The sequence below is a fragment of the Streptococcus anginosus genome (genome assembly GCF_001697145.1).
In the GTDB taxonomy this organism is placed as follows: domain Bacteria; phylum Bacillota; class Bacilli; order Lactobacillales; family Streptococcaceae; genus Streptococcus; species Streptococcus hominis.
Map to the genome: position 1 here is coordinate 685,627 of NZ_CP012719.1, position 13,568 is coordinate 699,194.

13 protein-coding genes and 1 pseudogene are annotated in these 13,568 nt (G+C 38.2%); all 14 read left to right on the top strand.

The annotated features are described in order from the left end of the window. Positions 1 to 90 precede the first annotated feature (90 nt). The 14 genes and pseudogenes from SanJ4206_RS03370 to rfbD all read left to right on the top strand — a co-directional run bounded on the left by SanJ4206_RS03370 (position 91) and on the right by rfbD (position 13,554). Complete coding sequence (locus SanJ4206_RS03370) at positions 91 to 780, top strand: tRNA (adenine(22)-N(1))-methyltransferase (RefSeq protein ID WP_003027722.1); 690 nt, start codon at positions 91 to 93, stop codon at positions 778 to 780. Further along, entirely contained in the window at positions 767 to 1,564 is a 798-nt protein-coding gene (locus SanJ4206_RS03375; protein ID WP_022525108.1) for a Nif3-like dinuclear metal center hexameric protein, read from the top strand. The genes SanJ4206_RS03370 and SanJ4206_RS03375 overlap by 14 nt, the downstream gene beginning before the upstream one ends. Positions 1,565 to 1,576: 12 nt before the next feature. Continuing rightward, positions 1,577 to 2,674 (top strand): NAD(P)/FAD-dependent oxidoreductase, encoded by a 1,098-nt coding sequence (locus SanJ4206_RS03380; RefSeq protein ID WP_003027720.1) that lies wholly within the window; start codon positions 1,577 to 1,579, stop codon positions 2,672 to 2,674. Next, positions 2,675 to 3,151, top strand: a complete 477-nt coding sequence (locus SanJ4206_RS03385) for an 8-oxo-dGTP diphosphatase (protein ID WP_003027719.1) — start codon at positions 2,675 to 2,677, stop codon at positions 3,149 to 3,151. It abuts the gene before it with no gap. An 18-nt stretch (positions 3,152 to 3,169) separates the two neighbouring features. Then, positions 3,170 to 3,996: pseudogene (locus tag SanJ4206_RS03390) on the top strand (ZIP family metal transporter). A 200-nt stretch (positions 3,997 to 4,196) separates the two neighbouring features. After that, the gene (gene rfbA, locus SanJ4206_RS03395; RefSeq protein WP_003027717.1) at positions 4,197 to 5,066 is read left to right on the top strand and encodes a glucose-1-phosphate thymidylyltransferase RfbA; all 870 of its coding nucleotides are present in this window, start codon (positions 4,197 to 4,199) and stop codon (positions 5,064 to 5,066) included. 3 nt (positions 5,067 to 5,069) lie between these two features. Then, positions 5,070 to 5,663, top strand: a complete 594-nt coding sequence (locus tag SanJ4206_RS03400; RefSeq protein ID WP_003027715.1) for a dTDP-4-dehydrorhamnose 3,5-epimerase family protein — start codon at positions 5,070 to 5,072, stop codon at positions 5,661 to 5,663. Between the two features lie 30 nt (positions 5,664 to 5,693). After that, positions 5,694 to 6,740: a dTDP-glucose 4,6-dehydratase gene (gene rfbB / locus SanJ4206_RS03405; RefSeq protein WP_003039992.1), complete on the top strand. Its 1,047-nt coding sequence runs from the start codon at positions 5,694 to 5,696 to the stop codon at positions 6,738 to 6,740. A 33-nt stretch (positions 6,741 to 6,773) separates the two neighbouring features. After that, positions 6,774 to 7,793, top strand: coding sequence for a UDP-glucose 4-epimerase GalE (gene galE / locus SanJ4206_RS03410; RefSeq protein ID WP_157622025.1), 1,020 nt, complete (start codon positions 6,774 to 6,776; stop codon positions 7,791 to 7,793). 319 nt (positions 7,794 to 8,112) lie between these two features. Continuing rightward, a complete protein-coding gene (locus SanJ4206_RS03415; RefSeq protein ID WP_157622026.1) occupies positions 8,113 to 8,703 on the top strand; it encodes a class I SAM-dependent methyltransferase in 591 nt (196 codons plus the stop codon). 129 nt (positions 8,704 to 8,832) lie between these two features. Further along, a complete protein-coding gene (locus SanJ4206_RS03420; RefSeq protein ID WP_003027711.1) occupies positions 8,833 to 9,759 on the top strand; it encodes a glycosyltransferase family 2 protein in 927 nt (308 codons plus the stop codon). Beyond that, a complete protein-coding gene (locus SanJ4206_RS03425) occupies positions 9,756 to 11,240 on the top strand; it encodes a glucosyltransferase domain-containing protein (protein ID WP_003027710.1) in 1,485 nt (494 codons plus the stop codon). Before SanJ4206_RS03420 ends, SanJ4206_RS03425 begins: the two co-directional genes overlap by 4 nt. Positions 11,241 to 11,373: 133 nt before the next feature. Beyond that, positions 11,374 to 12,582 carry a hypothetical protein gene (locus SanJ4206_RS03430; RefSeq protein WP_022525105.1) on the top strand — a complete coding sequence of 403 codons (1,209 nt, stop codon included), beginning with the start codon at positions 11,374 to 11,376 and terminating at the stop codon, positions 12,580 to 12,582. 120 nt (positions 12,583 to 12,702) lie between these two features. Further along, a complete protein-coding gene (gene rfbD, locus SanJ4206_RS03435) occupies positions 12,703 to 13,554 on the top strand; it encodes a dTDP-4-dehydrorhamnose reductase (protein ID WP_003027708.1) in 852 nt (283 codons plus the stop codon). Positions 13,555 to 13,568 lie beyond the last annotated feature (14 nt).

Genomic DNA, 13,568 nt, shown 5'->3' on the forward strand with positions numbered 1-13,568 from the left:
GTCGGAGTTTATTCCCTTGGAATAGACTCTTTTTTTAGTTCCTTAAAAATGATATACTAAGTGAAACGATTATTTTAGAAATGAGTTATCATGCAAGTAAAGAATATCTCAAAACGTTTGAGAAAAGTAGCTGGTTTTGTACCACAGGATGCCAAAATCTTGGATGTAGGAAGTGACCACGCTTATTTACCGATTTATCTAATTCAGCAGGGTAGCATTTCCTCAGCCATTGCTGGTGAAGTTGTTGAGGGACCTTATCAGTCTGCGGTGACGAATGTAGCCGATAACCAGATGTCCGATAAAATTTCTGTTCGTTTGGCAAATGGTTTGGCAGCTTTTGATGCAGAAGATCAGATTGATGTTATCGTTATTGCAGGAATGGGAGGAGGATTGATAGCAGATATTTTAGACAATGACAGTGCAAAATTAGCATCTGTTAAGCGCCTGATTCTTCAGCCTAACAATCGGGAAGATGAACTTCGCAGGTGGTTGTGTGGTCATAATTTTCAAATTACAGAAGAAGCTATTGTGGAAGAAAATGGGAAATTTTACGAGATAATGATAGCTGAACAGGGGCATCAAGTGTTGAATGCTAAACAAGAACGCTTCGGACCTTATCTAATGAGGGAGCAATCAGCTGTTTTTCTAGATAAATGGCAGCGAGAAGTAGACAAGCTGGAAAAAGCTCTGGCTAAAATCCCTGAGAAAAATCTAACGGAACGCTCTGCTATGTCCCAAAAAATCAAGCAAATCAAGGAGGTACTGCATGCTGGCAAGTGATGTTATTAACCGTTATGAAGCATACTGTCCTAAGGATCTGTCCATGACGGGAGATGTCTGCGGACTGCAAATTGGAACTCTGAATAAGGAAGTTAAGCGAGTACTGATAGCTTTGGATATCCGCGAGCAGACAGTTGCAGAGGCGATTGAAAAAGATGTAGATTTGATTTTGGTTAAACACGCACCGATCTTTCGGCCTATTAAGGATTTAGTGGCAGACCGACCTCAGAATCAGATTTACATCGATCTGATTAAGCACGATATTGCAGTCTATGTCAGCCATACCAATATTGATATTGTGGATGACGGTCTCAATGACTGGTTCTGTGATCTACTAGAAATCACTGATACGGATTATCTTAGCGAAACGGTTCCTGGACACGGCATTGGTCGTATTGGCAAGATTGCACCTCAGACTTTTGGAGACTTTGCAGGCAAGGTTAAGGAAACTTTTGGTCTGGATAGTCTGCGTTTGGTGACTTATTCGGCTGTGGATCTGGAGCGAATGATTGAGAAAGTGGCAATCTGTGGTGGCAGTGGTCAGTCCTTTTACAAGGAGGCTTTAGCACAGGGCGCTCAGCTTTATATTACAGGTGATATTTACTACCATACAGCACAGGATATGCTGAGCGAGGGACTTCTAGCTTTGGATCCGGGTCACCATATAGAAGTGCTCTTTGTAGAAAAATTAGTTGAAAAATTTCAAGACTGGAAAGTAGAAGAGAGTTGGGAAGTTGAATTTTTAGCCAGTCAGGTTTCTACAAATCCTTTTAAATATATCTAAGTAGGGGACTGTATGAAAAAAGTAGCGATTATTGGAGCAGGGATTGTCGGATCAACTGTTGCCTATTATCTATCAAAAAATCCTGCTTATCAGGTAACAGTTTTTGACCATGGAATAGGTCAGGCAACCAAGGCAGCGGCTGGTATTATCAGCCCGTGGTTTTCTAAGCGGCGCAATAAAATATGGTATCGTATGGCGCGACTGGGAGCAGATTTTTATCTGGATTTGGTGGCTGATTTACAGAAGGACGGTTTTGCAACGGATTTTTATCAGCAGACTGGTGTATTTGTGCTGAAGAAAAAGGAGGAAAGTTTGGAAATACTCTATGACTTGGCAGACCAACGGCGAAAAGAGTCACCGCTCATTGGCGACTTGCGGCTGCTTTCACGAGCGGAAGCGGCAGAGTATTTTCCGAGGCTTCAAGGGTTTGACCGTCTGCTCTATGCTTCTGGAGGAGCACGCGTGGAAGGCTCATTATTGACTCAGACTTTGCTTGTGGCTAGCGGTGCAGAAGTACTCCAAAAGAAAGTAAGTTTGGACATTCGAGATGATGCTTTCTGGGTTGATAGTTGCTATTTTGACCAAGTTATATTAGCAACAGGAGCTTGGTTGCCTGAGCTTTTGAGCCCATTAGGTTATCAAGTGGATATTCGTCCACAAAAAGGTCAGCTACGAGATTATCAGACTGCTCTGGTGACAGATGATTATCCAGTTGTTATGCCAGAAGGAGAGCTAGATATTATTCCTTTTCAAAATGGCAAAATCAGTATGGGAGCTACTCACGAAAATGAAATGGGCTATGGTCTAGGAGTAGATCAAGGTTTGCTGGATAAAATGGAACAAGAAGCTCTTTACTATTTTCCTAGCTTGTCTCAGGCAAAAGTGGTGAGCGAGCGGGTCGGAATTCGAGGCTATACAAGTGATTTTTCTCCTTTCTTTGGTCAGGTGCCAAATCTTCCGCAGGTACTTGCAGCCGGTGGCTTAGGTTCTTCTGGTTTGACGACAGGGCCACTCATCGGATATCATTTAGCTCAGATGGTTCAGGGAAAAAGTGGTAGTTTAAATCCAACGGATTATCCTATTGAAAGATATATTAAAAAAGAGAAATAGATGACAGAAAAAATTTTAAATTGGGTCAATGTTTGTGTGAAAAAAGGGAATCAAGTTCTTTTGCTCAATCGACAGCATGATGATTTTAAAGGGTGGATTCAGCCAGGTGGGAAAGTTGAGTTTCCAGAATCTTTTTTTGAAGCAGCTGTGCGAGAGTTGAAAGAGGAAACAGGATTGACGGCTTTGAAATTACAGCTTAAAGGCATTTCAGGTTTTACCAATCCGACAAAAGCAGAGCGTTATGTCTATTATGATTTTCTCTGTGAGAATTTTGAAGGAGAACTACTAACAAAATCACGGGAAGGTCAGCCAAAATGGTGGTCAATTGATGAACTGGATTATCTCGATATGCAGGACGACATCAGAGATAGGCTTCCTTTGTACTGGCGCAAAGGCTCCTTTGAGCGGATTCACTATTGGGATGAAGAGAACCATTGTATCAAAGAAACCAAGACGATATTGTATGATGAAAGATAATGAGGAGGTGAAGTTGTTATGAACTGGTTGCAGGAGCAGCCTGTGGTGCTGCAGGCTTTTTTGGCGGGACTCTTTACATGGGGCTGTACCATTGTGGGCTCTGCGGTTGTCTTTTTTTTAAAACAGTCAGTCGTAAGCTGCTGGATATTATGATGGGATTTGCAGCTGGTGTCATGATTGCAGCTTCATTTTGGTCGCTCTTGCAGCCTTCAATTGAGTATGCAAAAAGTAACTATGAAGTCTGGTCTTGGATGCCAGCCGCCCTTGGTTTTCTGTTGGGTGGTTTCTTCTTGCGCTTTATTGATGCGGTAGTTCCCCATTTACACCTTAGCAAGAAGGATGTATCTGAGGCAGAAAGTCTGCCGGAGCACAGCCGGAATAAACTGTCCAAAACGGCCCTGCTTTTTCTGGCTATTACCATACACAATTTTCCAGAAGGCTTGGCAGTAGGAGTGGCCTTTGGTGCCTTATCCAGCAATTCCAGTCCAGAAGTCTTTATCGGAGCCGTAGGTCTGGTTTTGGGAATTGGTCTCCAAAATGTGCCGGAAGGGGCAGCCTTGTCCATTCCTATACGGACAGACGGGGAATCGCGTCTTAAGGCTTTTTACTGGGGCTCGATGTCAGCTATTGTTGAGCCTATCGGAGCGGTCCTTGGCGCTTATGCAGTTATGGTAATGACGGCTATTTTGCCCTATGCCCTGTCTTTTGCGGCAGGAGCTATGATTTTCGTCGTCGTGGAGGAGCTGATACCAGATTCTCAGACAAATGGCAATACAGATGTTGCGACTTTAGGTCTCATGGTGGGCTTTGTGTTGATGATGGTATTGGATGTGGCTTTAGGATAGCAGATACTTTTTTAAAATTAGGTGTCTATTTTATCAGTTGCCTAGATAACAACAGTTCTATCTTGGCAGATTTTTGGTTTCGTTTTTGATTTTCATTAAGTGTGAAAGGCCTTGAATGAAAATGCTCTCTTTCTTGAAGGATGACATCCGCTTTCAAAAATGGTAAAATAAAGAGAATACATTAAGAGAGGAAACTCATTATGAAAGGTATTATTCTTGCAGGCGGCTCTGGTACACGTTTGTATCCTTTGACTAGAGCTGCATCTAAACAACTCATGCCGGTTTATGATAAACCCATGATTTATTATCCGCTATCAACCCTCATGCTGGCTGGTATCAAGGACATCTTGATTATCTCAACACCGACAGATCTCCCTCGCTTTGAGGATTTGTTGGGCGATGGCTCGGAGTTTGGTATCAAGCTTTCTTATGCTGAGCAACCAAGTCCAGATGGCTTGGCGCAAGCCTTTATTATCGGTGCTGACTTTATCGGAGATGACCATGTGGCTTTGATTTTAGGTGATAATATTTATCATGGTCCAGGCCTTAGTAAAATGCTGCAAAAAGCTGCTTCTAAGGAAAACGGAGCGACTGTCTTTGGTTATCAAGTAAAAGACCCAGAGCGTTTCGGTGTGGTTGAATTTGATGAAAATATGAATGCAATCTCTATCGAAGAAAAACCAGAACAGCCACGTTCTAACTATGCAGTTACAGGACTTTATTTCTATGACAATGACGTAGTAGAAATTGCTAAAAATATCAAGCCTAGTCCACGTGGAGAGCTGGAAATCACTGATGTCAATAAGGCTTACTTAGACCGCGGCGATTTGTCTGTTGAGCTTATGGGACGTGGTTTTGCTTGGTTGGACACCGGTACACACGAGAGCTTATTAGAAGCTGCTCAATACATCGAAACCGTCCAACGTATGCAAAATGTTCAAGTAGCAAACTTAGAAGAAATTGCCTACCGTATGGGATATATCACTAAAGAACAAGTGCATGATTTGGCACAATCGCTTAAAAAGAACGAATACGGTCACTACTTATTACGTTTGATTGGAGAAGAATAAGACATGTCTGAACAATTTTTTGAAAAAAAATTAGCAGCCCGTAAAATTGAAGCGATTCCTGGCATGCTGGAATTTGATATTCCAGTTCATGGGGACAATCGTGGCTGGTTCAAGGAAAACTTTCAAAAAGAAAAAATGGTACCCCTTGGTTTTCCAGAAAGCTTTTTTGCTGAAGGTAAGCTCCAAAACAATGTCAGCTTTTCCCGCAAAAATGTGCTCCGTGGTCTTCATGCAGAACCTTGGGATAAGTACATTTCTGTCGCAGATGGCGGAAAAGTTCTCGGTTCTTGGGTTGATTTGCGTGAAGGGGAAACATTCGGAAATACCTACCAAACGGTCATTGATGCCAGCAAAGGGATTTTCGTTCCTCGCGGTGTAGCAAATGGCTTTCAAGTATTGTCAGATACGGTTTCTTATAGCTATTTGGTCAATGACTACTGGGCATTGGAATTGAAACCTAAGTATGCCTTTGTCAACTATGCTGACCCCGCTCTTGGCATTGAATGGGAAAATCTTGACCAAGCAGAAGTATCTGAAGCAGATAAGAATCATCCAATGCTTAAGGATGTTAAACCTTTGACCAAAGATATGTTATAATACCCTCAGAAAATAGGAGAAAATCTTTTCATGACTGAATATAAAAATATTGTAGTGACAGGTGGTGCTGGTTTTATCGGCTCTAACTTTGTCCATTATGTGTACAATAACTTTCCAGATGTGCATATTACCGTTCTGGATAAACTGACTTATGCTGGTAACCGTGCCAACATTGAAGAAATTCTAGGCGACCGCGTGGAGTTGGTCGTTGGAGATATTGCTGATGCAGCGATTGTTGACCAAGTGGCTAAGAATGCAGATGCTATTGTTCACTATGCGGCAGAAAGCCATAATGACAACTCACTTAATGACCCACGTCCGTTTATTGATACGAACTTTGTCGGAACTTATACGCTTCTTGAAGCGGCTCGTAAATACGATCTTCGTTTCCACCATGTATCTACTGACGAAGTTTATGGTGACCTTCCTCTTCGTGAAGATCTTCCGGGGCATGGTGAAGGACCGGGCGAAAAATTCACCCCAGAAACCAAATACAATCCAAGCTCACCTTATTCTTCAACTAAAGCAGCTTCTGATTTGATTGTCAAGGCTTGGGTGCGCTCTTTCGGTGTTAAGGCCACCATTTCTAACTGTTCAAACAACTACGGACCATATCAACACATCGAAAAATTCATTCCGCGTCAGATTACCAATATCCTTTCAGGCATTCGTCCAAAACTTTATGGGGAAGGAAAGAATGTTCGTGACTGGATTCATACCAATGACCATTCATCAGGGGTTTGGACCATTCTTACAAAAGGGAAAATCGGTGAAACCTACCTAATCGGTGCAGACGGCGAAAAGAACAACAAAGAAGTGCTAGAGCTCATTCTCAAAGAAATGGGACAACCAGCTGACGCTTACGACCATGTAACAGACCGTGCGGGTCACGACCTACGCTATGCTATTGACGCTAGCAAGTTGCGTAATGAACTAGGCTGGAAACCAGAATTTACCAACTTTGAGGCTGGATTGAAAGAAACAATCAAGTGGTACACGGATCACCAAGATTGGTGGAAAGCTGAAAAGGAAGCTGTCGAAGCCAACTATGCTAAGACACAAAAAGTATTAAAATAATCACTATTGAAGCTTTGTCTTTAAAGGAGAATCATGAAACATAAAATTTTAGTAACAGGTGGAGCCGGATTTATCGGAACGCATACCGTTATTGAGTTAGTCAATGCTGGACACGAAGTTGTTATTGTTGATAATTTAGTGAACAGCAGCAAAAAAAGTGTAGAAGTTGTAGAACGAATTGTTGGTCAAAAAATTCCATTTTATCAAGTGGACATTCGTGATAAGAAAGCCTTACTTGAAATCTTTAAAACAGAACAACCAACAGGTGTGATTCATTTTGCGGCGTTGAAGGCAGTTGGTGAATCAACACAAATTCCGCTGACTTATTACGAAAACAACATTACAGGAACGTTGACATTGCTACGCGTCATGGAAGAAGTCAATTGCAAAAATATCATTTTCAGCTCTTCTGCAACTGTCTATGGCGATCCTCATACCGTTCCAATTTTAGAAGATTTTCCTCTGTTAGTCACCAATCCTTACGGACGTACAAAACTGATGATTGAAGAAATGCTGACGGATATTTACAAAGCTGATGCAAACTGGAATGTTGTCTTGCTTCGGTATTTTAATCCAATTGGTGCTCATGAAAGTGGTGATTTGGGTGAAAATCCAAATGGCATTCCAAATAATCTCTTGCCATATGTGACGCAGGTTGCTGTTGGAAAATTAAAAGAAGTGCAAGTATTTGGCAATGACTATCCAACAGTTGACGGTACCGGTGTTCGTGACTATATTCACGTGGTAGATTTAGCAAAAGGACATGTGGCTGCTCTGCAAAAAATTGAAGGAACTGCTGGTCTAAATATCTATAACCTTGGTACCGGTAAAGGATACTCTGTTTTAGAAATTATCCAAAATATGGAAAAAGCAGTCGGAAAACCAATTCCTTACAAGATTGTTGACCGCCGCCCTGGTGACATTGCAACTTGCTATGCCGACTCTACAAAAGCAAAAGAGGAATTAGGCTGGGAAGCACAATTTGATATTACACGCATGTGCCAAGACGCTTGGCATTGGCAAAGCAAACACCCAAATGGATTTGATGACTAAATAAAAAATATGTCAAATAGTAGACGAGGCTGGGATAGTAGTTTCTCAGCCTCGCTTTTTAAATAGAAATAAGCTTGATGCACAGTAGTTGATTGTTCAAAACATTGCGTTGAAGTTGCGAATAATGCTTGCGAGGTAAGGTTAATTTTGTTTCCTAGTCAAACTCGTAAGAAGTACCTAATCAGCCTTGTGGAAGTTGACCAGAATTCACTGTTCTGAGGTTTTTGCGTAATGACTTGAAAGTAAGCTTACTAAAAAAGTAGAAAACCAGTTAAGCATTTTTCTGGAAGAATGATTTACTTTCTGTTAAACTAAAAATATGGAACATCATTTTAATCATAAGGCAGAATCATTCGATTCTCTCAAAAATAGATTTATTGCCGATCTCATTCGCCAGGAAGTGGAAAAACAAATAGTAGATTTTTCTGACAAGCGCATTTTGGATTTTGGCGGTGGTACAGGCTTGGTGACTCTGCCATTGGCAGCTCAATCCAAGTCAGTCACGCTTGTTGATATTTCAGATAAAATGCTTGATCAAGCTCGCCTAAAAGTGGAAAAGCAAGCCATTGATAATGTTTATTTGTTGCAGCAGGATTTGTTGACAAACCCATTAAATCAATTATTTGACATCATCGTGGTTAGTCGTGTTCTTCATCATATGCCAAATGTTGAGAAGACTCTAGCAATGTTTAGAAATCATCTTGTAGAGGACGGACAGCTTTTTATTGCAGATTTTGTTAAAACAGACGTAAATCATCATGGCTTTCATCTTGCTGATTTGGAAGGAAAACTGTCTCAAAGTGGCTTCTCATCCGTCAAATCTCAGATAATTTATAGTGCAGAGGAACTCTTTTTAGGAAATTATGCCGAGCTTTTCTTGACATTAGCACAAAATCACTTGTTTGCATGACGAGTGATTTTGGTTTGTCTTTATAGTAGATTTCTTGATTATTTTATGGAAATAGTAGAAAATGGCGCGTGGATATAGTATAATGGGATTATTGTGAATTAGAGCTATTTCTAACAGAAAGGGAGAAGAATGACAATATCAGTAATTATTCCTTGTTATTATGAAGAAGAGACGATTCCACTATTTTATGCGGAAATAGAAAAAATTAAATCACAAACAGATGATAATTTTGAATACATCTTTGTCAATGATGGTTCAAAAGATAGAACTTTACAAGTTCTACGCGACTTAAATCAAGCAGATAAAAATGTTCACTATCTTTCTTTTTCGAGAAATTTTGGAAAAGAAGCAGCTCTGTATGCAGGTCTCAAACATGCAACTGGTGATTTAGTGACTGTCATGGATGCGGATTTGCAAGATCCTCCGGGACTTTTACTCACAATGAAATCTATGCTGGAGAAGAATCCAGATTTGGATTGTGTAGGGACACGACGGACAACGCGTGATGGGGAACCTCTGATCCGTAGTTTTTTTGCTAGGATGTTTTATAAATTAATCAATAAAATTAGTCAAGTTGAAATGGTGGACGGTGCGCGTGATTTCCGTCTCATGCGCAGGCAAATGGTAGATGCCATTTTAGAAGTTTCTGAGTACAATCGTTTTTCTAAAGGGATATTTGCATGGGTTGGTTTTGAGACAGAGTATTTAGAATATAAAAATGTCGAACGTGTGGCAGGTCAGACGAGCTGGAATTTTTGGCAGTTATTCAATTATTCTTTAGAAGGAATCATTAATTTTTCAGACGCTCCTTTGACTATTGCTTTTTTAGCAGGTATTTTGGCTTGTATAGTAGCATTTGTTTTGATGTTAATTGTGATTGTACGAACACTAATTTTTGGAGACCCAACGTCTGGTTGGCCTTCGATGGTGTCTATTATTCTCTTTTTAGGAGGATTCCAATTATTGACTATTGGTATTTTAGGAAAATATGTTGGCAAAATTTTTATGGAAACAAAGAAGCGACCAGTTTATGTGATTAAGGAGAAGAGTGAATGATTTTTAGGAGATATTTGTCTGATTTTAAAAATTATATTCAGTTAAATAAAATTTCTGCTATTTTTATTTTTATCATTTATTTAGTTGTTAATATGAATATTGGTTTAGCAGAGTTTCCCTATATTGATGATATAGGAAGGCAATTGCAAGGATATTCTGGCTTTTCTGAACACTATTCAAGATATGTAAGTGAGTACTTTGCCCATTTTATAAGTGGAGGATGGCGATTAACAGATTCAGGTCTAACCACTCATGTCATATCTGCTTTTATCTTGGCTCTTGCTAGTCTGATTTTAGTATTTGTTCTGTTCCCGAAAAACAAAATGAGCCTTACTACTGCCTTTGTTTCTACAATTATAGGAATTAATCCTTGGTTTCTAGAACCACTAAGTTTTAGATTTGACAATCCATTTATGTCTCTAAGCATTTTGTTCTCAGTCACTCCTTTTGTTTTTTGGGATAATAAGAAATTATTTGCTACTTCATCTATTATTGGTATATTTTTAATGTGCAACTCTTATCAAGCTTCTTCCGGTATTTATATCATACTAACCTTGACAATGTTGTTTTTAGAGTTAACACAAGGAAGACGGTTCAGAGAAGAACTTTTTAAAGTATTTATTTCTATAGTTTCTTATTCAATCGGAATTGTCTTATATCGTTTTCAAATTCTAATTAAGCCTCCTATTTTTGCTGATCAAGCTAAAATTCCAAGCCTCTTGGAGATTTTTAAGGTATTCATTATGAATGCTAAGGGATATCTGGAAAATATTTTTTTGCAGAGTTCTACCATTTGGATTATTTTAGCTGCATTAGCTATTGTTCTATTAATTATCAGTATAATCCGTTTCGCTAAAACAAGATTATTTTCAACTTTAACTTATATAATTATTTGGTTAATATTAGGAAGTATCTTTAGTTATGGAACGTACTTAATTTTTCCTGTTCCTTATTATTTATTGAGACCAAGATATGAGTACGGTATGGGAATTTTCCTTGCTATTATTTTGGTTGTTGGTCTTGAGTTTTTTAAGGAAAGCAAATTTTTGCTAGGTTTGAAATCATTCATATCAGGATTATTAGTATTTTATTTCTTGTCATTTTCTTTTGTTTACACAAGTAGTTTAAAGCAGCAGAATGAGATGTTCAAATTACAAAGTATTATGCTAGGGTCATCGTTGAATAAGTATGTGAACTCTTATACAAATGTAATTTATGTGAATAGATTCCTTTCTAATTCACCTATTTTTAACAACAGTTCGTCTGTTTATCCAATTTTGAATAGTTTGATTATGCCGAATACTAATGTTTCTTGGGATATGACTATGAGATTTAATAGTATAACTAACCTAAATGTTGATTTTAAGCTTGTTGATATTTCAACTATAGATTTTACAAATGGGGAATATACACAGCTTGAAGAAACAAAAATTTATAATATTTATCTTCAAAATAATAAATTGTTTGTTATTATGAAATAATAATTTTAGGACAGCTAATATTAATATTTTTAGCATGTGTCGCATGGAAAGAACGCAATAGGTTTATGTGTTTAAAGAAAAAACAAATATTACTATTTTTCACTATTATTACTTTATTAAAATAGGAGACGTTGTGAAAGAAAAAAAGACTAGTTTGATTTTATTTTTATCTTCATTTATATATGCAATTCAGTTTTATATTAATAACAAGATTGCTCCTGTAGGCGATCAAATTGCTTTTTTGAAGTATGCTAAGGAGTTTAAATTTAATTATCTACTGTTTGGGTTGGATCGATATTTCACTTGGAGTAGTAGATTATTGATTGAATCTGCGACACTCTTTTTTTCTGTTCATGAAAAATTCATTATTTTTGCGGCTTTTGGAGCAACCATTCTGTTGTTGATAGCGTCTATAAGATTAGCTCCTCAATTACCTTGGCTTCCCGCTTTGCTTATTTTTATTTTCTTTCCAGCAACTGAATTTTTAAGTGCAGGTTCCATCCCGACTTACGTGAATTATATATTTCCTGCTTCATTTCTGATTTTTTCACTTTTGCAAAAAGATTCCCCCAAAAATTGGATAAAAATACCTTGTTTTATATTTTTTGCTTTTGCAGTAATGCAAGAACAGCTAGCAGTATACGCTTTTTTGTGGCTTGGTTTTGAACTAATTACTTCTAAAAAAGACAAAATAAGCAATGGCGCTTATTTCTTGCTCTCTATTTTAGGAATTTTATCTGCAAAATTGTCATCAGGAAATGGAGTTAGGTTTGGTAAGGAAGTTGCCACTTGGTTTCCTAATTTTTCAAATTTAAATATTTTTCAGAAAATAGGCTTAGGTTTTCTCGAAACAGGCGATAAGATGTTATCTGTCTCCTTTCCATTTGTTATCTTATTTTTGGTAGTATTGCTTATTTGTGAGGTTCAAAAGAAAAATATCATAGCAATCTCTCTGAGTGGCTTTGTTTTGTTTAATATTTTTTCACAAAAAATTGGATTTAATAATTTATTTGGAACTTTATCGAGCATCAGTAAAGTAGCTAGAGAATCTGGAACCTTTTCTTTTAACATCACCTATTTAAGTGCGATTGGTTTTTATGGACTTTTGTTATTAATGATTCTTTATTCAATGTGGTTGGTTATTCCAGAAATGAAAGAAAGAATTTGGCTTATCTATTTATTTGTGATAGGTTTTGCAAGTCGTATGCTCATATCATTATCACCAACCTTATATGCTTCAAATACAAGAACATTTTTGCCTCTTATGATTAGTTTATTTATCATTACTTGTAAGTTGGTATATGCCATGTATATTCAGCATGTAGACAGAGAAAAAGTATAAAGGTATGAAGTGTCAATCTACATAAGAAGATAGACGGATAAGTATGTTAAAGCAGATTTTTTCTGCTTTTTTTGATATAATGAATTTATTGAATGTTTATTATTCAGAAAGGAATTTCAAATGATTTTAATTACAGGAGCTAATGGACAGCTTGGAACAGAACTTCGTTATCTTTTAGATGAACGCAACGAAGAGTATGTGGCAGTTGACGTGGCAGAAATGGATATTACAAATGCCGAAATGGTTGAGAAGGTTTTTGCAGAAGTGAAGCCAAGTCTTGTCTACCACTGTGCTGCCTATACAGCTGTGGACGCAGCAGAAGATGAAGGTAAAGAACTGGATTATGCAATCAATGTCACAGGAACTGAAAATGTTGCTAAAGCAGCAGAAAAGCATGGTGCAACACTTGTTTACATTTCTACAGACTATGTTTTTGCTGGAGATAAGCCAGTTGGGCAGGAATGGGAGGTAGACGATCAACCAGACCCTCAGACAGAATATGGTCGCACGAAGCGCATGGGAGAGGAATTGGTTGAGAAATATTCTAGCCGTTTCTACATTATCCGCACAGCTTGGGTCTTTGGAAATTATGGAAAGAACTTTGTTTTCACTATGCAAAATTTAGCGAAAACACATAAAACTCTGACTGTTGTCAATGATCAACACGGTCGTCCGACTTGGACGCGTACGTTGGCTGAATTTATGACGTACTTAGCAGAAAATCAAAAAGAATTTGGCTATTATCATTTGTCAAATGATGCCACAGAAGATACGACTTGGTATGATTTTGCAGTGGAAATCTTAAAAGATACAGATGTCGAAGTTTTGCCAGTGGACTCTAGTAAGTTTCCAGCGAAAGCGAAGCGACCACTCAATTCTACCATGAGTCTAGCTAAAGCTAAGGCAACCGGCTTTGTCATCCCAACTTGGCAAGATGCCCTCAAGGAATTTTATAAACAAGGGAAGGAATAAGGTAAAGCAGCCGA